We start from the raw sequence: 18,974 nt of genomic DNA, 5'->3' as shown, positions 1-18,974 counted from the left end.
CACCGCGCTAAGAACCGCGCTTAGAAGGGTGGAGTTGCAGGAGTTGGTGGTCTGGTGCGATGACCAGTCGGTGTGGTGACTTCGACTGTACGATCGGGCCGGCTTCGGTAGACGGCCCGGGTGAGATGTCGATTCACATGATCGCGTGGGCACAATGGGCGCAGCTCTTCGATATTGGTTCTGCCGCCCTGCGCCCATGGGATCTCGTGATCGATGTCTGACTGCTGCGCCAGTCGTGTGCATCCGTCTCGGGAGCAAGTACCATGTTGCAGGATCAGCCATTCTTTCTGCGCCGACGTTGCTCGGCGGCTACGTCGTTCCATATCGAGCACGATGCTGTCGATCGGGTCAATGATCACTCTGCGGAACACCCCAGTGTCGAGGAAGATCTGCTTCGCCGTCAACGCGTCGAGCGGCCCATAGCCGACGAGCTCGGCCTGCGGCTCAGGAAGCGATGCGATCTCGGTCGCATCGCCGGAGAGCAACTGGACAGGGATCGTGACAAACACCTTGGTCTGCACCGCCGTATCGGTGCCGATCCCGCACAGCCACTCCGCGCACAGATCTGCCCGAATCTGCGCCCGAGTACGGCACTCGTTCGGATGCATCTGCAGCTTCTTCGCTTTCGTATCCGCACGCTGGTACGCAGCGACGGCATCCTCGGTGGACATCAGCACACCAAACCAGGTCATGCCCTCATCCCGGTGACCTAGGCTCACCCTCCGGTCACGCAACGCCCTGGTATGGCGGACGCTCGGGTCTTCGGGTGTGAGTTTGTCGACCAACCTTCGCAACCGCTGCATGAAAAGGGCGGGGGCACAGGTCAATGCCCATTCCGCGGTCGCCTCATCGATCCGACGGCAGGCGTCTCGTTCGGCCTCGCGTTCGAACTCTGTGCTGTGCGCCGGAGCACGCACCTTCAACAGCGCACCGACAGTATGCGAGACGAGATACATCGAAGCGAACCCGTCACGCGCATTGCGCCACAGCGTCGGCAGATGTGCCTGCGCCTGCTCTGCAACATGCAACTGCCCGCGCACATAGTCGTCTGAACTCTTCAGTCTCAACGCGATATCGAAGATCGCTCCTCGCTCGGCGACCGCCACTGCATCACGGTCCGTTGTCAGCGCATACAACTCAGGGTTGCGACGTGCGAGAGCAACGGCATCCGCAATACGCGCAGCCCGACTCGCCGCCTGACGATTCAGGTCGATGTCAGCACACTGCAGATCATCAAGCACAGACTCGACGATGAACGCGGCGTCGTGGGGCCGGTCATCCACATCGTCGAACCAGGAGTCCATAACTCCAGTTTAGAATATACGAACCCATTCTGGCAAGGCTAGTTTCGAATATAAATTCGAATCTCTCAGACCCGATTCTGCAGGAACAACAAGATCGCACGCACGCGGCGATTCTCATCCGCCGGGCTCAGACCCAGCCCGGCGAAGATGTTGCCGACGTGCTTACGCACTGCCGCGTCGCTGAGGAACAGCGTCGATGCGATCTCACCGTTCGAGAAACCTTCCGCCATCAGCGCCAACACCTCGCGCTCGCGCGGAGTGAGGGCATCCAGCGGTCCCGATGACCCTGTGCGCAGGAGATGCCTGGTGACCTCCGGGTCGATGACCGTTCCGCCACCGGCAATGGTTCTCAGCGTCCGATCGAAGTCTGCGACACGGTTCACACGCTCCTTGAGCAGATACCCGACCGCACCCTCAGGGAGCATGAGCAGTTCCCTGGCGTAGCGGTCGGCGACGTACTGTGATAGCACGAGCACGGGCTGCGCAGGATGCGCGGCTCTGATCTGAAGGGACGCGCGCAGGCCATCGTCTGTGCCATCCGGAGGCATCCGCACGTCGGTGATGACGAGCTCGGGTGGAGTCACGAGGGCGGCGTATGCGCGCAGTAGTTCCGGAGCATCGGATGCCGTCGCCACGATCTCGTGCCCGAGTCGTTCCAGCAGTGCACCCAGCGCCTCCCGCAGCAGCGTTGCGTCATCGGCGAGGAGGATTCGCATTGGCTTCCCCTTCCTGGCTGCCCAGCTCCGCAGAACCGACAATCGGCAGTTCCATGCGCAGCACAGTCGGGCCGCCTGTTGGACTGGTCAGCGTCAGTGTTCCTCCGAGAGACTCCGCCCGTCCCTCGAGCCCGGAGATCCCCGATCCGCGCTCCGCATCCGCACCTCCGTGCCCGTCATCCATCGCTGAGACATACGCAATGCCGTCGTCGGCGCCGAGCTCGACTGTGACCCTCGATGCGACAGTGTGTTTCGAGGCGTTGGTCAGCGCTTCTGACACCAGGAAGTACCCCGCGGCCTCGGCTGCGGGCGACAGCCGAGGAAATCCGTTGTCCGTGATCTGTAGCAGCAGGGTGCTGCGCCCAGCCAGTTCTTCGAGCGCACTCGGAAGCCCGTGGTCGGTGAGCACGGCGGGGTGAATCCCACGTACTGTCTCTCGCAGAGTCGCAAGCGCGCGCTCGGTCTGGTCCTGTGCTGTGCGCAGCGCCCGGTTCGCAGCATCTAGGTCGTGGGAGGCGAGCTCCAACTCGAGCAGGCCGAGCCGCGCCGCAATGCCGACGAGTTCCTGCTGGACTCCGTCGTGCAGATCGCGCTCGATACGCCGACGCTCGGTTTCATGCGCTACCACGATGGCCTCACGCGAACGGGTGAGCTGAGCGACGCGGAGGTCGATCTCCGCCGAACGTGGTGCGATGAGCCACCCGATTGCACTCGCATGCAATGCGGCGAGCGCGGCGTTCGCATACGCCATGATCAGCATGATCAGCGGTATCCACGGCAGCGGATGCCACCAGTTGTCCGCGCCGACCGAGAGCCAGACATCCTCGAACAGGTTCACCTCAGCGGGCGGACGAGTGTAGCCCAACACGGCGAGCGCGATCGGCACAGTGACAGCGACCACCTGCACGACCAGCAACGCCAATGCAAGCGCCCCGATCATGAGTCCGGCCACCAGCGCCGCCGTCTCCCGCCAGGTGGCGGGTTCTGTGAGCCGGACGTTCAGCCAGTTGTGTCGCTCTTCGCGTGGGATGCGCACATGGCCGCTGGTGCGACGTGGGGCGCCCAGCATCCTGAGGCGACGTCTTTCGAGAGCAGCGAGCAGGATCGCCCACAGCGGCAATGCGATCACCGTCACTGCGACGACGGGCAGCGTAATCAGAAACAATGCGGCGGTGAGTATGACGTGCACGAGCGCCAACCACGGCCAGCGCGAGATGACGAAGCGCCATGGCGGCAGCATGAGTCCCTGCCAGATCGTCGATGCGCGCATGCTTTCAGCCTATGCATCCGCAAGGTTCTTTCCGCACGTTGCGGCACGAAGGTAGCGCCAGGTCTACCCCGTTCAGGGGCCGCAGGCGGGTGTGCTCATGCCGGGCATGGAATGGACTGGATGCATGACACAGACGCACCAGCCACTACCCGCTGCCCCTGCTCTGCATGCCCACGGCGTGACCAAGAGCTTCGCCGTCCGTGGCGGTCCCGATGTGCCGGTACTGCGTGGCATCGACGTCGATGTCGCACCCGGCGAGATGCTGAGCATCGTCGGCCAAAGCGGATCCGGCAAGTCGACACTGCTCTACTGTCTGGCAGGGCTCGAGCGCATCGACAGTGGCGAGATCACTGTCGGTGGACAACGTATCGACGACCTCTCTTCTGCGCATCTGGCGCGGATGCGCCGCGACCGGATCGGCTTTGTCTTCCAGAGCTACAACCTCATCGCTTCTCTGTCTGTGCGCGAGAACGTGGCGTTGCCTGCACGGTTGGCGCGTCGTCGAACACCGGATGTGGAGGCAGCGCTGGCCGCCGTCGGGCTGGCGGATCATGGCAGGAAGCTGCCCGGGGCGCTTTCCGGCGGTCAGCAGCAGCGGGTTGCCATCGCACGCGTGCTCGCCGCACAGCCGGATGTCGTGTTCGCGGATGAGCCCACCGGGGCTTTGGACACGGCGACGGGTGCGCAGGTGCTGGATCTGCTGCGCGAGCACGCGAGCGGTGATCGCAGCGTCGTTCTTGTGACTCACGATCTGGATGCCGCTGCTCGCGCCGACCGCACTCTCGTATTGCGCGATGGGGTGATCGTAGCGCAGCTGGTCCGGGCGACGGCATCAGAGATCCTCTCCGTCATGCAGGCTCCGATCGACGTAGCTCGTGTCACCGAGGCCGTCGCGTGACCCGGCTGCTGTGGGCGGAGCTGCGACGCGGATGGGCCAGCTGGGCGGGACTCATCGCCGTGACTGCCATCGCCGCGCTGGCGTTCTCCGTCGCGATCGCAATGTTGGAACGCGGGCTGCGCGAAGGTGGCGAGATTCTCGAGGCATCGACAAGCTTCCTGTCTGTGCTGCTCATGTTCAACATCCCCGGCGGCGCGATCGTAGTCGCCGCAGTCGCACGCCTAGCCGTCGACCTGCATCGCCCCGTGTACGCGCGCTGGCAGCTGAGCGGTGTCGGGCCAGCGCAGACGTCGAGCGTTGTGCTCGTGCAGTTGGCGTGCACGGGCCTGGTCGGCGGAGTCCTCGGTTTTGCCGTGTCGATTCCGATCGTTCCCGCGTTTCTGCATGCAGTCTTCACTCAGGACGACAGCTGGTGGGCGGATGCCATGATCACCCCGGGTGCCTTCACCGCCTGCGTCGTCATCCCGCTCACCGTCATCGTCACGCTCGTGGGAGGAATGCGCGCCGCGGTTTCCGCCGGACGCACGCCCCCGTTGGCGGCACTGCGCGATCCCGAACCGCTGGCGAAGCGGATGCGGTGGTGGCGATGGGCATTCTTCCTCATCGTGCTCTTCGCCGCAGGAGCCGGGGTCATCGCTCCGCTTCGGGCTGAGGCGCGCAGCACCGTGATCTCGCAGTTCCCGCTGCTGCCTGCGTTTCTGATGATGATCGTCGCGGCCGCGGGCCCTGTGCTTTATCCGCTCGTTCTGAGGGGCTGGACTGCGGTCGTCCCCGCGCGCGTCTCGACGTCGTGGTATCTCGCTCGCCATCAGGCGCGGTACCACCTGAGCCGCAGCACCGCGTCGATCACTCCGCTGTTCGTCGGCGTTTCATTGCTGGGCGGTCTCATGACGATGTCTGCTACGACGAACGCCGCTATGGATGCCGCGGGCCTCGGCGGCAACTTCGATCTGGACATCATGCAGGTGATGCTGCTGGTCGGCGGTCCGGTGCTGCTCGGAACGGTCGGGGCGGCCGTGGTGATCTTCATGAGCAACCGCACTCAGGGCTCTGAGCAGGCATTGTTGCGCGCGAGCGGGGCGACCGAGCGAACCGTGCTTGCCTCGGCGCTGTGGCAGGGCGTGATCCACGTCGTGACAGCATGTTTGCTCGCAGGTCTCGTCCTCGTCGGCACCGCTGTTGTGGCTGCAGCGGCTCTTGCGCGGTTCATCCCCGCGGTGCCAGTGGTCGATCTCGGTGGCGCATCGCTGCTGGCTGCGCTCGGGCTGGTTCTCACGGCCTCCGCGACTGTGTTGCCTGGGCTTGCGCGCCTCAGGGAACCCGTCGCGAGCCAGCTGGCCGCGGCGTGATTTGGCGGTGGAATTTCAGAGCTGCCTGGCGACCTAAATAGCGGATTTTGCCCAGCAGTGTCCAGCTCCTCCAGGCTTGCTCTCCCGGTACGCTGACACGGTGAAAGTCCTTGTTTGGCTTAATCGCCTAAATTCCAATCATCCTTGGAGCCACAACGACTTCTACGGCCCATGGGTCGCACGTCAGGTGAGGTCAAGCGAAGCTCACAATGTTCTTGACGTCGGGTGCGGAACCGGGAACCTCATGGCTCGATTGATGCCCTGGGTAGATACGATCACGGGCTTGGAACCAGACGAAGCAACAGCGAAGATCGCAGCCGGACGATTCGCAAGCAACGGTGCCGTCGCAATCAGGCAGGAGCCCTTCGAACAACTCGACTCAAGCGAAAGGTATGGAGCGATCACGCTTGTCGCCGTGCTGCACCATATGCCACTTCAGGACACGTTGAGGAAACTCGCCTCGACGCTCAACCCCGGTGGTCGCCTCGTAATCCTGGGGTGCTACCGCGAAGCAACGCGAACTGATCATCTGGTCTCGTTCGGCGCCCTCGTGCTCAACCCTGTATTGGGCTTGATTAGGCATCCCCGACGCGCACGTGTCATTCCGGGAGGGATGACCGCTCCAACCGCGCCCGCACAAGAATCACTTGCAGAGATATCTGCTGAATCTGCACGATTCCTACCCGGATCACGAATCCGCCGCAGGCTTTTCTGGCGGTACTCGTTGGTCTACGACGCGCCCCGCTGAGGGTTCGGCATCCGGGTCGCCCTGCGACGAGATATCGCCCAGAGCGGCCTGAATACTCCGAATGATTGACCCCAGGATGCCCGACGCGAGAAGAGCCGACCTGGGCAGTGCTACCAGGCGTAGACGTTCTCGGAGACTTGCGTTGCACCCTCTGGTGCTATTGCACCGTCGGGCAGAACCTCGAATTTGCCAGCGATGCCTTCGGATCCGATGGGTGGAACGCCGCATGCCATGATCCAGTCGCCGTCACCGGGATCGGCAACAAGACATACTTCCGACCGCTCATTCCCCCGAGCGAGCCAGAGCGACGTCCCATCGTGCTCTCCGACGAATCGACTTGATGAAACGTCAACGGAGTCGTACGCACTATCTTCCAGCTGCGGTAGCTCATCGCGCGTCTCACGATCGCCTTGGAGATCCGTGAATGGTTCATGCTGGGCACCGCAACCGGCGAGAAGAATGACGGATACCACGGCCAGAGCAGGTGCGGACATGTAGCGAGGGCAACCCATGGCTACATCTTGGCCCACAGCGGGCTGCGAGCGCCACCCTTCACGAGTTGGCGACTCCGGTCTCGTCCGATGTTCTGCAAACGAAGAGCGCCGGCATCCCTCACGGGACACCGGCGCTCATCACCTCAAAACGAGGGTCACTCGCGCAGGGTCGCACCGAATCGCTTGGTCGCCACAGCCACACCGGCGAGCTTCGCCTCGGTGGCCTCGGCAGCAGTCAGCGTGCGGTCGGCGCGGAAGCGCAGCGCGAATGTCAGGCTCTTCTGCCCGTCATCGACTCCCTGCCCGCGGTAATCATCGACCAGACGCAGCGATTCAAGCAGTTCACCTGCGCCCTCCACGAGGGCGGCGCGCAGTTCGCCCGCAGTCACTGCAGTCGGAACGACGAGCGACACGTCCTGCGTTGCCGCGGGATACGTCGACAGTGACTCGGCGACTACCCGAGAGCCCGCAAGCTCGAGGATGCCATCGAGATCGATCTCGAGCACGACAGCACGACCGGGAAGATCAGCGTCAGCCGCGACGTCCGGGTGCAGTTCGCCGATGTAGCCAACTTCCGTGCCACCGACGCTCAACACACCGGTGCGTCCCGGATGCAGCGCCACACGCTGCGCCTGAACGACGTCAATCTCAACGCCGGCAGCAACAGCGATCACGCGGACAGCATCCAGCGCATCAGACAGCCCAGCCGGCTCGGCATCGCGACCCGGCTGACGTGCAGACACATTGCCGGCGAAGAGCGCGGCCACGTGACGGTGCTGCGGCGGAATGGAGGCATTTAGCGCTGCAAGCGTGGCATCCGAGGGACGCTGCCCCAGGGGCGGCACTTCATCGGTGCCGTAGACGACTCCCGGCTCTGGCAGGAACACCAGACCGGTCTCGTAGATCGCAAGATCTGTCAGACCACGCGCGATGTTGCGATGCGCGATCTGAAGCAGCCCGAGAACCAGCGAACGGCGCAGGAACGGCGACTGTCCATCGAGAGGGTTCGCTAGACGGATGCTCGGAAGGTGCTCCCCCGATGCCGATCCGTGCAGGTCGTTGTGCTGCTCAGTCGTGAACGGGAACGACGGCGTCTCGACGAGACCCGCCGCGGCCAGCGCATTCGCGACACGACGACGGCCCTGCTGCAGCACAGTGAGGCCACGACCGGATGGCGGCGTCGGCAACACGGACGGGATGCGGTCGAGGCCATGGATGCGCGCGACCTCTTCGGCCAGCGTCCACTTATCGGTGAGATCAGGACGCCAGCTCGGCGGGATAACCTGCCAGCCGTCGGCGGTCTCGGTGACCTCTGCGCCAATCGTCTCCAGCGCGCCGACGATCTCCTCATCGGTGTAGTCGACGCCGATGAGGTCGGGGACGAACTCTGCGGGAAGCTCAATGCCATCGATGGAGACGTCAGAGAACAGCGCCCCACCGACCTCATCGATGCGCCCGCCGGCGAGAGAGACCATGAGGTCGGCCACGCGGCGAGCCGCGACGAAAGGCACCAGCGGGTCGACACCACGCTCGAAGCGCTTGGATGCTTCGCTGGGCAGCTTGTGACGACGGGCACTGCGCGCGATCGAGACCGGGTCGAAGATCGCAGCTTCGATGAGCACGTTGCGGGTCTCATCGCCCATCTCAGTCGTGCCGCCGCCCATGACGCCGGCAAGACCGATCGGGCCCGAGTCGTCGGTGATGAGCAGGTCCTCGACGTGGAGCGTGCGTTCCTGGCCATCGAGCGTCTTCATCGTCTCGCCATGCTGCGCGCGACGCACGGTGATGCCGCCGGAGAGCTTGTCGAGATCGTAGCCGTGGATCGGGTTACCGAGCTCGAGCATCACGTAGTTGGTGATGTCGATGAGCACACCGAGCGACCGGATGCCGGCGAGCGACAGCCGCGCGATCATCCACGGTGGCGTCGGACGGGACGGATCGACATCGCGCACGACGCGCACGACGAACTCCTGCACAGCAGGGTTCTCGCGCAGCGGCTCTGCGTCGACCGAAAGTGGGAAGCCGGTACCGGGCTCGACGTCAGACCATTCGTGCTCGGCCGGATCGCGGAAGTCCGCGCCGGTGGCATGGGAGTACTCACGCGCGACACCGCGGATGGAGAATGCGTAGCCGCGGTCCGGCGTGACGTTGATCTCGACTGCGACGTCATCAAGACCGAGAAGCTCGATCGCGTCAGCGCCGACAGGAGCGTCGACACCCAGCGTTGACAGGATCAGGATGCCATCGTGCTCATCCCCGAGTCCCAGCTCGCGCGCAGAGGCGATCATCCCGTCGGAAACATGACCGTAGGTCTTGCGAGCCGCGATCGGGAACGGCCCTGGCAGCACCGAACCTGGCAGCGTCGCGACGATCTTGTCGCCGACGGCGAAGTTGCTCGCGCCGCAGACGATGCCGCGGACGCCTCCGTTGTCGGGGCCGACGTCGACCTGGCACCAACGGATCGTCTTGCCGTTGGACTGCGGCTCTTCTTCGAAGGAGAGCACCTGACCGACGACGACGGGACCGGAGATCTCGAAACCGTGGATCTCCTCCTCTTCGAAGCCGACCGACACCAGCGCCTCGAGGACATCTTCAGGGGTGGCATCCGCTGCCACATCCACGTACTCACGCAACCACGAAAGCGGGACGCGCATCACACCACCATCCCGAACTGTTCGCTGAAACGGACATCGCCCTCGGCCATGTCGCGCATGTCTTGTACATCGCTGCGGAACATCAGCGCGCGCTCGACGCCGATGCCGAATGCGAAGCCGCTGTAGATCTCTGGGTCAATTCCCGCCGCGCGCAGCACATTGGGGTTGACCATGCCGCAACCACCCCACTCGATCCAGCGGGCGCCGCCCTTGAACGTCGGGTGCCACAGATCAAACTCGGCAGAGGGTTCGGTGAACGGGAAGAAGTTCGTGCGAAGACGGGTCTTCGCATCCTCTCCGAACAGCTGCTTGGCGAGATGATCGAGCGTGCCCTTGAGATGGGCCATCGTGATGCCCTTGTCTACGACCAGGCCTTCGACCTGTGTGAACACCGGCAGGTGCGTGGCGTCGAACTCGTCTGTGCGGTAAACCCGTCCAGGGCAGAGCACATAGATCGGCACCTCACGGTCGAGCATCGAACGCACCTGCACAGGGCTCGTGTGCGTGCGCATGACCAGATGACGATCAACCGGATCGACGAAAAAAGTGTCCTGCATCTGACGCGCGGGGTGGTCGACATCGAAGTTCAGCGCGTCGAAGTTGAACCACTCGTGCTCGAGCTCCGGTCCTTCCGCGACCTCCCAGCCCATGCTGACGAAGATGTCGGAGATGTCATCCTGCAACTGCATGAGCGGATGCCGCGCTCCGACGCGTGTGCGCGAGGAGACAGCGGTGATATCGACGCGCTCCGCCTCCAGCCGTTCGGCAGTCTCGGCCTCGGCTAGCTCGCCTTCTTTCGAGGCGAGAGCCTTGGTCACCTGACCCCGGCCTTGGCCGACGAGCTTGCCGAAGGTGGCTTTGTGCTCGGGCGCTACCTGGCGCATCGAAGCATTCAGCACCGCCAGCGGCGACCCCTCAGCGACGTGCGCGGCGCGAGCCGCTTTCAGCTCGGTGGTATTGGCAGCGGCACCGATCGCAGCGAGTGCGGCAGCGACGGCGGATTCCACCGCCTCGGGCGTGATCTCTGGAGCATCTGACACGAGACATGAGTCTACCGGCGGTCGCTGGTCCTCCCCTACGGGCATCCGCCGCGACGGTCAGAGCGGACGAGGCTGGGTCAAAGACCCAGACCGGAGTCGGGTTTCCCCGTGCCCCTTTGCAAGGTGATGAGCTCGGTGTCGGTCCCGTCGTGCATGAGTGCCGCGGCATCCGCCTGGAGTGCCTTGACCTTCGGCGAGCGCCGAGTACGAATCTCGACCCACTTCGCGATTCCGGCAAGGATCAGACACATGAGGATGTAAATGCCACCGATCACGAATGCCGACTGCAGAATCGGGCGCCCCTGCTGAGACGTGAGCTGCTTGGCGTAGTACAACAGTTCGGGGTAGGTGATGATGAATCCGAGGGCGGTGTCCTTCATCGTCACGACGAGCTGCGCCACGATCACTGGCAGCATCGCTCGAATCGCCTGCGGCAGCAGGACCAAGCGCATGACGCCGCTCTTGCGCAGCCCGATCGCGTAACCGGCCTCCTTCTGACCGCGGGGTAGCGATTCGATGCCAGCGCGAAGCACCTCTGCGAGCACGGAACCGTTGTACATCATCAACGCGATCACGACGGCCCAGTACGGATCCATCTTGATTCCGATCACAGGCAACCCAAAGTAGAGCAGCATCATGAACACGAGAACGGGAACGGCCCGGAAGAGTTCAGTAATCACCGTGACGGGAACGCGCACCCAGGCGTGCTCGGAAAGCCGTCCGATCGCGAGGGTGAAGCCAAGCACGATACTGAGCACCGCAGCGAGCGCGAACGCTGCAAGAGTGTTCCCCAGCGCCTTGAAAATGCCCGTCCACACGTTGGAGAACGTGAAGACGTACCACTTCTGCGCGGAGAACTGACCGGTAACGACCATGCGGTAGATGACGAAGCCGATCGCAGCAAGTACCACGATGATCGTGACGACCGCCAGAAGACGATTGCGCAGGATCGCCTTGGGTCCGGGGACGTCGTACAGTACGGAAGTCATCGGATGATCCTCCATCGGTTCTCGAGATATCGCTGAAGCCAGCTGAGCAGCATGACCAATGCCACGAAAAGCACGGCGACCCACAGCAGGACCTCCATCGGGTTTCCTGGCCGGTCGGCTGCGTCGTTGACGGTGGCGCGCAGTGCACCGAGTTCTGCGATGGAGAATCCTGCCGCCACTGTGGTGTTCTTCAACAGCGCGATGAAGACGCTCATCATGGGTGGCACCACAGAGCGGAAGGCCTGCGGGAGGATGACGTTCGTCATTACCTGCCCGAACGGGAGGCCGATCGCCCGAGCTGCCTCGGCCTGACCGACAGGCACCGTGTTGATACCGGCGCGGAGCACCTCTGCAACGTAGGTGGCGGTGTAGATACCGATCGCGAGGATGCCGAGGACCGTGTTGGAAAGCTCTGGGAGGCCCAATTGCGGATACCCGAACACGAAGAAGAAGAAGACAAGAGTCAACGGCGTGTTTCGCACGAGGTTCACATACACCGTGCCAACTGAGCGCGCGATCGGCACCGGCGACACGCGCATCGCGCCGACGATGATGCCCAGCACGAGGGCGATGATCCCGCCGATGAAGAACACGAGCAGCGTATTGCCGATCGCTTCGCCCCACAGGTCGAGGTTGCCGAAGATGACGTCCATGCCGTCCTCCCCTTCTGAAATCAGGAGGGGACGGCCCTCATAGGCCGCCCCCTGGGTCAATCAGTCGACGGTGGGCTGCTCGACCTCGATGCCCGAGGAACCGAGGTTCTCGTCGAAGATCGCCTGCCAGATGTCGCCACCATCAGTGAAGAGTGTGTTGATGTGCTCCTGAAGCACGGTGTCTCCCTTAGTGAGGCCAACACCGTAGCGCTCCTCCGTGAAGAGATCGCCGACGACCTTGATCTCATCCGGGTACTGCGCGGCATAGCCGATCAGGATGGCCTGGTCTGTTGTGACAGCGTCGACCTTGCCGTTGAGGAGATCCTCGACACACGCGGAATACAGGTCGTACTCCTGCGTCTTGATGTCCGGGAAGTTCGCCTTGATGTTCTGGATCGGCGTTGAGCCGGTAGCAGAACAGACGGTCTTGCCACTCAGATCCTCGAGCGTCTCGATGCCTTCGGTGTCGGTCGCGACGAGGAGGCCCTGTCCGGTGATGAAGTATGGGCCAGCGAAGTCAATGAGCTCTTTGCGCTTGTCGTTGATCGAGTAGGTACCGACGTAGTAGTCGATGTCACCGTTCACGATCGACTGCTCGCGGTTCGCCGAGGCGATCGGCTTGAACTCGATCTGCTCCTCATCAAAGCCGAGTGATGCCGCGATCCAGCGGGCGATGTCGATGTCGAAGCCACTTCGCTCGCCAGTCGTGACATCGAGGAACCCGAGCCCAGGCTGGTCTTCCTTCACTCCGACGACCACGCCGTCCCGCTCGACCATCGCGTCGAAGGTGGGGCTACCCTCGAGCGTCACGTCGGTTGCCACCTCGAACCAGGTCGATGGCTCTTCGCCGGCGTCTCCATCAGCGTCGCCGCCACCGGGCGTGCTGGGTGTGCCGCTGTTACAGGCAGTCAGTGCGAGCAGTGCAACTGCCGCGATTCCGATTCCTGCCAATGTCCGTGTGCGTCGCATGAGCGTCTCCTTGTGTGCTGTGTGTACGGAAAAGGTCAGTGGGTGAGGAGCTTGGACAGAAAGTCCTTCGCGCGGTCACTCTTCGGGTGCAGGAAGAATTCCTCGGGAGTCGCCTCTTCGACGATCTGTCCGTCCGCCATGAAGACCACTCTGTTGGCGGCCTTGCGCGCGAAGCCCATCTCGTGCGTGACGACGATCATCGTCATGCCGTCCTTGGCGAGGCCGACCATGACGTCGAGCACCTCGTTGATCATCTCGGGGTCGAGGGCGCTAGTGGGCTCATCGAAGAGCATCACCTTCGGGCGCATCGCCAGCGCCCTGGCGATCGCAACACGCTGCTGCTGCCCGCCTGACAACTGCGCCGGAAGCTTCGAGGCCTGTTGTGCAACGCCGACGCGCTCGAGAAGCTGCATTGCTTCCTTGTCGGCATCCGCCTTCTTGAGACCTCGCACCTTGATCGGGCCCAGCGTCACATTCTCGAGGATCGTGAGGTGCGCGAACAGGTTGAACGATTGGAAGACCATGCCGACGTCGGCACGAAGGTTCGCCAGTCCCTTGCCCTCTGCAGGAAGCGGCTTGCCGTCGATGCTGATCGTGCCGCTCGTGATCGTCTCGAGGCGATTGATCGTACGGCAGAGCGTCGACTTACCAGAGCCGGACGGCCCGATCACGACCACGACCTCGCCCTTGTTGACGGTGAGGTTGATATCGGTCAGCGCCTGGAACTCGCCGTAATGCTTTTGAACGTTATCCACCACGACAAGGGGTGCACCAGTCTCGGTCATGTCCCCACACTAGGAGTACAGAGGCGTGGGAACCAGCATCCATGTCGGCGGGTTATCGAGTTGTAACCGACACGAAACAACCCACGAGGAGAAGTAGGACTGTCAGTGACCGTCCGCGGCCCGCTGGGCGAAGGCACTTTCGTACAGGCAGACGCTCGCGGCGGTCGCGAGATTGAGTGACTCTGCGCGTCCGAAGATCGGCAGTTTGAGCACGTGATCTGCCAACTCCAGAGCAGATTCCTCAAGACCATGGGCCTCGTTACCGAACAGCCAGGCCGTGGGCTGGGCGAGCACGCCATCAGCGCGTGCCTGCAGCAGGTCATCGCCCTTCACATCGGCCGCTAAAACCAAGAGCCCCGCCGCATGAGCGCGCTGCACGACGTCTTCAAGTGCACCGCCGACCGAGATCGGCAGGTGAAACAGTGACCCGGTAGTAGCGCGCACGACCTTGGGATTGTATGGGTCGACCGTGCGGCCGGTCAGCACCACAGCATCCGCTCCCGCGGCATCCGCAGCGCGAATGATCGTGCCGAGGTTTCCGGGGTCTCGTATTTCCTCGCAGATCGCGACGAGACGGGGGGATGCCGCGAACACGTCGCGCACAGACGTCGGGGTCTGCTGTACGACAGCGACCACCCCCTGAGGCGTGACGGTGTCAGCCATGGCGTTGAGCACGTACTCGGTGACGTACTCGACCTCGACGTTGTGCTCGGCGGCAGCAGCACGCAGATCAGGGTGTTTCTCCCATCCGTTGTGCGTCGCGAAGAGTTCGATGATCGACTCGGGTTGGTACGCAAGAGCCTCACGAACGGCCTGCGGCCCTTCCAGAAGGAAAAGTCCAGTTTCCGTACGCGCGCCGCGCTTGGTCAGCTTCGCGACGGCTCGTACACGGGGGGACCGGGGATTCTCGAGCACGCTCCCAGTTTAGGGACACCGGACCGCTCACGCGCACACTGCCAGCGGCCAGTCTTCGTTCGGCTACCACGCAGGCTGCCGGATTAGAGTTTCCGCGTGTCACCTGCCGCTCAACGCTCGTCGATGCGGCGCTGTCTCATCGTCGCGTCGGCCGCTGTGCTGACTCTTTGCACGGGTCTCCTCGTGCATCGGTTCGGCACCGGCATCCGAGGCGACATCGTGGGCGACGCACTGTACGCCGTGCTGATCTACCTCGTTCTCGCCCTGCTGATGCCCCGCGCGCCGAGAACCGTGCCCGCAGCGCTCGCGATCATCTTCTGCACCAGCATTGAGCTCCTGCAACTCACGGCCGTGCCGTCAACCATCGCCGAGGATTTCCCACCGGCCGCGCTCGTGTTCGGAGCATCCTTCGATCATCGCGACCTCCTTGTGTACGCGTTCGCCGTCATCGCGGTGATGTTGTTGGATATCGCCATCTCGCGCATCGCAGGCCGCAGCGCACGCCGTCAGACGCGCTGATAACGCAGAAACGGGCGCTTCCCCTGAGGGAAGCGCCCGTTTCGTGAAAGATGCTTACGCAGCCGACCTCGGAGCGTTGACATCCGAAGGCAGAGCCTTCTTGGCCGTCTCGACGAGCGAGACGAACGTGGCCGGCTCGTTCACCGCGAGCTCAGCGAGCATGCGACGGTCCACCTGGACGCCAGCAAGACCGAGGCCCTGGATGAAACGGTTGTACGTCATGCCGTTCTGGCGAGCAGCGGCGTTGATGCGCTGGATCCAGAGACGGCGGAAGTCGCCCTTGCGCTTGCGGCGGTCGCGGTACGAGTAGACCAGGGAGTGAATAACCTGCTCTTTGGCCTTGCGGTAGAGGCGCGAACGCTGACCGCGGTAGCCGGAGGCGCGCTCAAGGATGACGCGACGCTTCTTGTGGGCGTTTACCGCCCGCTTGACTCTTGCCATTTTCCTGTGTTCCTATTCCTGCGATCGGACGCGTCAGCGGCCGAGAAGCTTCTTCGCGGTCTTGGTGTCAGCCTTCGACAGCAGCTGGTCCTGGTTCAGGCGACGGGTGCGACGGCTCGACTTGTGCTCGAGGTTGTGGCGCATCCCGGCCTGCTGCTTCTTCAGCTTGCCGCTGCCGGTGATCTTGAAGCGCTTCTTAGCACCCGAGTGGGTCTTCTGCTTCGGCATCTTCTCTTCCTTCGTATGGCGCCTTCTCAGGCGACGGTGTCAAACCCGCGGTGCGGGAGCGTGGGGGCGGGAATTACTCCGCGGTTGCTTCAGCCGGCTCATCCGTCTCATGGGCGGAATGCTTGTTGGCGGCGCGCTGCGCGTCGCGCTGTGCGTTCTGCTCGGCCTTCGCGTCGGACTTGTTCTTCAGTGGTGCCACGACCATGACCATGTTGCGACCGTCAATTGTCGGGTTTGACTCGACAGTGCCGAGTTCGGCGACGTCCTCCGCGAACTTGCGGAGCAGTCGAACACCCTGCTCCGGTCGCTGCTGCTCGCGGCCGCGGAACAGAATCATGGCCTTGACCTTGTCTCCGGCCTTGAGGAAGCCCTCAGCGCGCTTGAGCTTGGTCGTGTAGTCGTGAGCTTCGATCTTCAGTCGGAAACGGACTTCCTTGAGGATCGTGTTCGCCTGGTTGCGACGAGCTTCCTTCGCCTTCTGGGCGGCCTCGTACTTGAACTTGCCAAAATCCATGATCTTGACCACGGGTGGCTTCGAGTTGGGGGCAACCTCGACGAGGTCAAGATCGGCTTCCTGCGCAAGGCGCAGCGCTGCCTCGATGCGGACGACGCCGATTTGTTCACCCGCGGGGCCGACGAGGCGGACCTCGGGGACGCGAATGCGCTCATTGGTACGGGGATCGCTGATGCGGAACTCCTTAGACGATGGGATCAAGCCACCGTGACGCAGTCTGCGTCACGGGCGAAATCAGAATCGTCTCCCACCCACCGGCATCCAGACGCCGGCTCCGCACCCTTAACATCAGACTGTGTCCGATCTGCCGACGTGAGCCGGTGGAGTGCAAGACCCGGTAGCCTGGAACGGCAAGCGCGGGTGGGAAGTGAATCCTCTTTCGTTTCAGAGCGTACAGCTCTGAAGCCCGACAAAGTCTAACAGAAGGCAAGGCATAGTGACGATTCCGGTTCAGAGTGATGGCCACGACGAGCGCCACGAGCGCTGGCAGCAACAGGAAGACGCCGCAGCAGCGGCCACCCGAGACATTGCGGATGTGCCCGCCATCGAGGTGATCACCACCGCGGCCGTGCACCTCATGAGTGCAGCAGCAGTCAAAACAGGCCTCGCAGATGACCCGGACCACGAACTCGACCTCGACGAGGCCCGCAAGCTGATCAACGCCCTCGCCGGGCTCATCACTGCCGGTGCCCCGGAGATCAGCGACATGCACGCCCGCTCGCTGCGCGACGGACTGCGCTCACTGCAGCTCGCATTCCGCGAAGCATCCGTCATCCCCGACCCGATCGGCAAGGGACCAGGCGAGAAGTGGACCGGACCGGTCAACTAGTCTCGGTTGGCTCCGCCGGAGCGCTATGCGCTGCGGCGGAGCTTGACGGTCAACGAGTCGGCAAGGACGGCGATGCGATCGTCGGCGGCCCAGCGTTGTGCGAGGCGTGCCAGCACGGCATCCAGAACTTCGCGCTCGAGCCCATCGATGAGCTCGAGGATCACGATCAGCTCGGCGCCGTGTAGCCGCGCTTCGGGGTCTCCTGGCGCCACCGCAACATCGATCACCGCAAGCTCGTGGGCGATGCTCTCCTGAAGCCCGGTGAACACCTCGGGTGACAGAAAACTCGGCTCCCAGGCGTGCCCCTGCGCGATGGCCCACACGGCGGGGCGACGGATCACGAACTCGGTCTCCGACGTCGGGTCCAAGACGATGAGATCGGTCTGCTCCGATGACGCAGCCAGAGCCGCGCGTACTGCCTCGACCGGGATCGGCCGCGCCGTGGCATCCCACTTCTGCATTGCGGTGACAGACGAGAACACCGGCTGCACCGTCCGACCGTCAGGGGCGGCGACCGTCACGATCGACAGCTCCTGCGTTTTGTCTACGGCGAGGCCACTGGGCGCGACACCTTCTTCGCCCTTCTCAGCGATGAGGGGAATCAGAACCCTTGCCGAGCGGAACGCGTCAATGACCTCGGTCTGACTGCCCTCTCCCGCGCGAAAGCGCAGCAGGGCTGAGAGCAGTGCGGGGTCGGCGGAGCCGTCGTCCCCTGCGCGCGAGTTCGACTCGAAGCTACGGCCTTCCCACGGGACGCCCGCTGAATCGCCGGCTCCACCTAGAGGCGCTGAAGCACCTGCTCCGTCTGGAGACGTTGAATCGCCGCCGTCGTGTTCGCCGGCGTCGTCAGTCCCCTGCGACATCCAGTGCCTCTGCCAGCGTGAACGCGCCGGCGTAGAGCGCCTTGCCCACGATCGCACCCTCGACACCGAGGTGCACGAGTTCGCGGAGAGCGGCGATGTCATCGAGGCTGGAAACGCCACCGGAGGCGACAACGGGCTTCGGGGTACGCGAGGTGACTTCGCGCAGAAGTTCGAGGTTCGGGCCGCGCAGCGTGCCGTCCTTCGTGACGTCGGTGACGACGTAGCGACTGCAGCCTGCGTCTTCGAGGCGCTCGAGCACCTCCCAGAGGTCTCCGCCTTCCTTGGTCCAGCCGCGTGCGGCGAGCGTGGTGCCGCGCACGTCCAATCCGACAGCGACCGCCTCGCCGTAACGACCGATCACATCGGCTGCCCACTCTGGGTTCTCTAGTGCGGCCGTGCCGAGGTTGATGCGAGTCGCCCCGCTCTCCAGCGCCGCCTCGATGCTGGCGTCATCGCGGATACCGCCGGACAGCTCGATGTTCACGCCGCGGAACTGCTTGATGACCTTGCGAATGATCGCGGTGTTGTTTCCACGACCGAAGGCGGCATCAAGGTCGACAAGGTGGATCCACTCGGCACCCTGATCAACCCACTCACCCGCTGCATCCAGCGGATCGCCGTAGCTGGTCTCAGTGCCGGCCTCGCCCTGCGTCAGACGGACGGCCTTGCCACCGGCAACGTCGACTGCGGGAAGAAGTGTGAGCTTGGGTGTGGACGCGAAGTCGTTCATGTCATCCTCGGGTGGGGCGAAGGGCGCCGTAGACGGGCACGAGAACTGAGGGTACCCCGCGGTCGG

At 63.6% G+C, this 18,974-nt stretch carries 21 protein-coding genes; 5 read left to right on the top strand and 16 right to left on the bottom strand.

All coding sequences use genetic code 11. The features are described 5' to 3' along the window. Nucleotides 1–20: 20 nt before the first annotated feature. The 3 genes from AC1C2Q_RS15520 to AC1C2Q_RS15510 form a co-directional block, all read right to left on the bottom strand. A complete protein-coding gene (locus tag AC1C2Q_RS15520; protein ID WP_495450836.1) occupies nt 21–1,304 on the bottom strand; it encodes an HNH endonuclease signature motif containing protein in 1,284 nt (427 codons plus the stop codon). Nucleotides 1,305–1,369: 65 nt separating this feature from the next. Further along, nucleotides 1,370–2,020: a response regulator transcription factor gene (locus AC1C2Q_RS15515; RefSeq protein ID WP_495450835.1), complete on the bottom strand. Its 651-nt coding sequence runs from the start codon at nt 2,018–2,020 to the stop codon at nt 1,370–1,372. Further along, complete coding sequence (locus tag AC1C2Q_RS15510; protein WP_495450834.1) at nt 1,998–3,290, bottom strand: sensor histidine kinase; 1,293 nt, start codon at nt 3,288–3,290, stop codon at nt 1,998–2,000. The genes AC1C2Q_RS15515 and AC1C2Q_RS15510 overlap by 23 nt, the downstream gene beginning before the upstream one ends. Before the next feature lie 124 nt (nt 3,291–3,414). Here AC1C2Q_RS15510 and AC1C2Q_RS15505 point away from each other — a divergent pair, with 124 nt between their 5' ends. The 3 genes from AC1C2Q_RS15505 to AC1C2Q_RS15495 all read left to right on the top strand — a co-directional run bounded on the left by AC1C2Q_RS15505 (nt 3,415) and on the right by AC1C2Q_RS15495 (nt 6,285). Further along, entirely contained in the window at nt 3,415–4,188 is a 774-nt protein-coding gene (locus tag AC1C2Q_RS15505) for an ABC transporter ATP-binding protein (RefSeq protein ID WP_495450833.1), read from the top strand. Further along, a complete protein-coding gene (locus AC1C2Q_RS15500) occupies nt 4,185–5,537 on the top strand; it encodes a hypothetical protein (protein ID WP_495450832.1) in 1,353 nt (450 codons plus the stop codon). Before AC1C2Q_RS15505 ends, AC1C2Q_RS15500 begins: the two co-directional genes overlap by 4 nt. 100 nt (nt 5,538–5,637) lie before the next feature. After that, on the top strand, nt 5,638–6,285 hold the full coding sequence (locus AC1C2Q_RS15495; protein WP_495450855.1) for a class I SAM-dependent methyltransferase: 648 nt from the start codon (nt 5,638–5,640) through the stop codon (nt 6,283–6,285). Nucleotides 6,286–6,395: 110 nt separating this feature from the next. Here AC1C2Q_RS15495 and AC1C2Q_RS15490 read toward each other — a convergent pair whose 3' ends face one another. The 8 genes from AC1C2Q_RS15490 to AC1C2Q_RS15455 form a co-directional block, all read right to left on the bottom strand. Further along, entirely contained in the window at nt 6,396–6,779 is a 384-nt protein-coding gene (locus tag AC1C2Q_RS15490) for a hypothetical protein (RefSeq protein WP_495450830.1), read from the bottom strand. Between the two features lie 155 nt (nt 6,780–6,934). Beyond that, nucleotides 6,935–9,433 (bottom strand): phenylalanine--tRNA ligase subunit beta, encoded by a 2,499-nt coding sequence (gene pheT, locus AC1C2Q_RS15485; protein ID WP_495450829.1) that lies wholly within the window; start codon nt 9,431–9,433, stop codon nt 6,935–6,937. Further along, the gene (pheS, locus tag AC1C2Q_RS15480; protein WP_495450828.1) at nt 9,433–10,473 is read right to left on the bottom strand and encodes a phenylalanine--tRNA ligase subunit alpha; all 1,041 of its coding nucleotides are present in this window, start codon (nt 10,471–10,473) and stop codon (nt 9,433–9,435) included. Before pheS ends, pheT begins: the two co-directional genes overlap by 1 nt. Before the next feature lie 77 nt (nt 10,474–10,550). Beyond that, entirely contained in the window at nt 10,551–11,462 is a 912-nt protein-coding gene (locus AC1C2Q_RS15475) for an amino acid ABC transporter permease (protein ID WP_495432128.1), read from the bottom strand. Then, entirely contained in the window at nt 11,459–12,115 is a 657-nt protein-coding gene (locus AC1C2Q_RS15470; RefSeq protein WP_495432126.1) for an amino acid ABC transporter permease, read from the bottom strand. The genes AC1C2Q_RS15475 and AC1C2Q_RS15470 overlap by 4 nt, the downstream gene beginning before the upstream one ends. 60 nt (nt 12,116–12,175) lie before the next feature. Beyond that, on the bottom strand, nt 12,176–13,084 hold the full coding sequence (locus AC1C2Q_RS15465; protein ID WP_495432124.1) for a glutamate ABC transporter substrate-binding protein: 909 nt from the start codon (nt 13,082–13,084) through the stop codon (nt 12,176–12,178). 35 nt (nt 13,085–13,119) lie between these two features. Beyond that, on the bottom strand, nt 13,120–13,869 hold the full coding sequence (locus AC1C2Q_RS15460) for an amino acid ABC transporter ATP-binding protein (protein ID WP_495432123.1): 750 nt from the start codon (nt 13,867–13,869) through the stop codon (nt 13,120–13,122). A gap of 102 nt (nt 13,870–13,971) precedes the next feature. Further along, nucleotides 13,972–14,784 (bottom strand): TrmH family RNA methyltransferase, encoded by an 813-nt coding sequence (locus tag AC1C2Q_RS15455; protein ID WP_495432122.1) that lies wholly within the window; start codon nt 14,782–14,784, stop codon nt 13,972–13,974. A 96-nt stretch (nt 14,785–14,880) separates the two neighbouring features. On the opposite strand from AC1C2Q_RS15455, the gene AC1C2Q_RS15450 reads away from it, so the two are divergent. Continuing rightward, a complete protein-coding gene (locus AC1C2Q_RS15450; protein WP_495450827.1) occupies nt 14,881–15,303 on the top strand; it encodes a ribosomal maturation YjgA family protein in 423 nt (140 codons plus the stop codon). 54 nt (nt 15,304–15,357) lie between these two features. Here the strand turns inward: AC1C2Q_RS15450 and rplT are convergent, their stop codons facing one another. The 3 genes from rplT to infC form a co-directional block, all read right to left on the bottom strand. After that, complete coding sequence (gene rplT, locus AC1C2Q_RS15445; protein ID WP_495432120.1) at nt 15,358–15,744, bottom strand: 50S ribosomal protein L20; 387 nt, start codon at nt 15,742–15,744, stop codon at nt 15,358–15,360. A 33-nt stretch (nt 15,745–15,777) separates the two neighbouring features. Continuing rightward, nucleotides 15,778–15,972 (bottom strand): 50S ribosomal protein L35, encoded by a 195-nt coding sequence (gene rpmI / locus AC1C2Q_RS15440; protein WP_439280486.1) that lies wholly within the window; start codon nt 15,970–15,972, stop codon nt 15,778–15,780. A 73-nt stretch (nt 15,973–16,045) separates the two neighbouring features. Further along, nucleotides 16,046–16,687 carry a translation initiation factor IF-3 gene (gene infC, locus AC1C2Q_RS15435; RefSeq protein WP_495432119.1) on the bottom strand — a complete coding sequence of 214 codons (642 nt, stop codon included), beginning with the start codon at nt 16,685–16,687 and terminating at the stop codon, nt 16,046–16,048. Nucleotides 16,688–16,928: 241 nt separating this feature from the next. Between infC and AC1C2Q_RS15430 the strand changes: the two genes are divergently transcribed. Then, nucleotides 16,929–17,315 (top strand): DUF1844 domain-containing protein, encoded by a 387-nt coding sequence (locus AC1C2Q_RS15430; RefSeq protein ID WP_495432183.1) that lies wholly within the window; start codon nt 16,929–16,931, stop codon nt 17,313–17,315. Between the two features lie 23 nt (nt 17,316–17,338). Here AC1C2Q_RS15430 and AC1C2Q_RS15425 read toward each other — a convergent pair whose 3' ends face one another. Both AC1C2Q_RS15425 and priA read right to left on the bottom strand, forming a co-directional pair. After that, nucleotides 17,339–18,178: an SseB family protein gene (locus AC1C2Q_RS15425; RefSeq protein ID WP_495450826.1), complete on the bottom strand. Its 840-nt coding sequence runs from the start codon at nt 18,176–18,178 to the stop codon at nt 17,339–17,341. Next, entirely contained in the window at nt 18,162–18,908 is a 747-nt protein-coding gene (gene priA, locus AC1C2Q_RS15420) for a bifunctional 1-(5-phosphoribosyl)-5-((5-phosphoribosylamino)methylideneamino)imidazole-4-carboxamide isomerase/phosphoribosylanthranilate isomerase PriA (RefSeq protein WP_495432117.1), read from the bottom strand. The genes AC1C2Q_RS15425 and priA overlap by 17 nt, the downstream gene beginning before the upstream one ends. Nucleotides 18,909–18,974: the final 66 nt, after the last annotated feature.

This window comes from Microbacterium sp. Y356, assembly GCF_059445355.1.
This window is presented reverse-complemented; position numbering and strand designations above follow the sequence as displayed.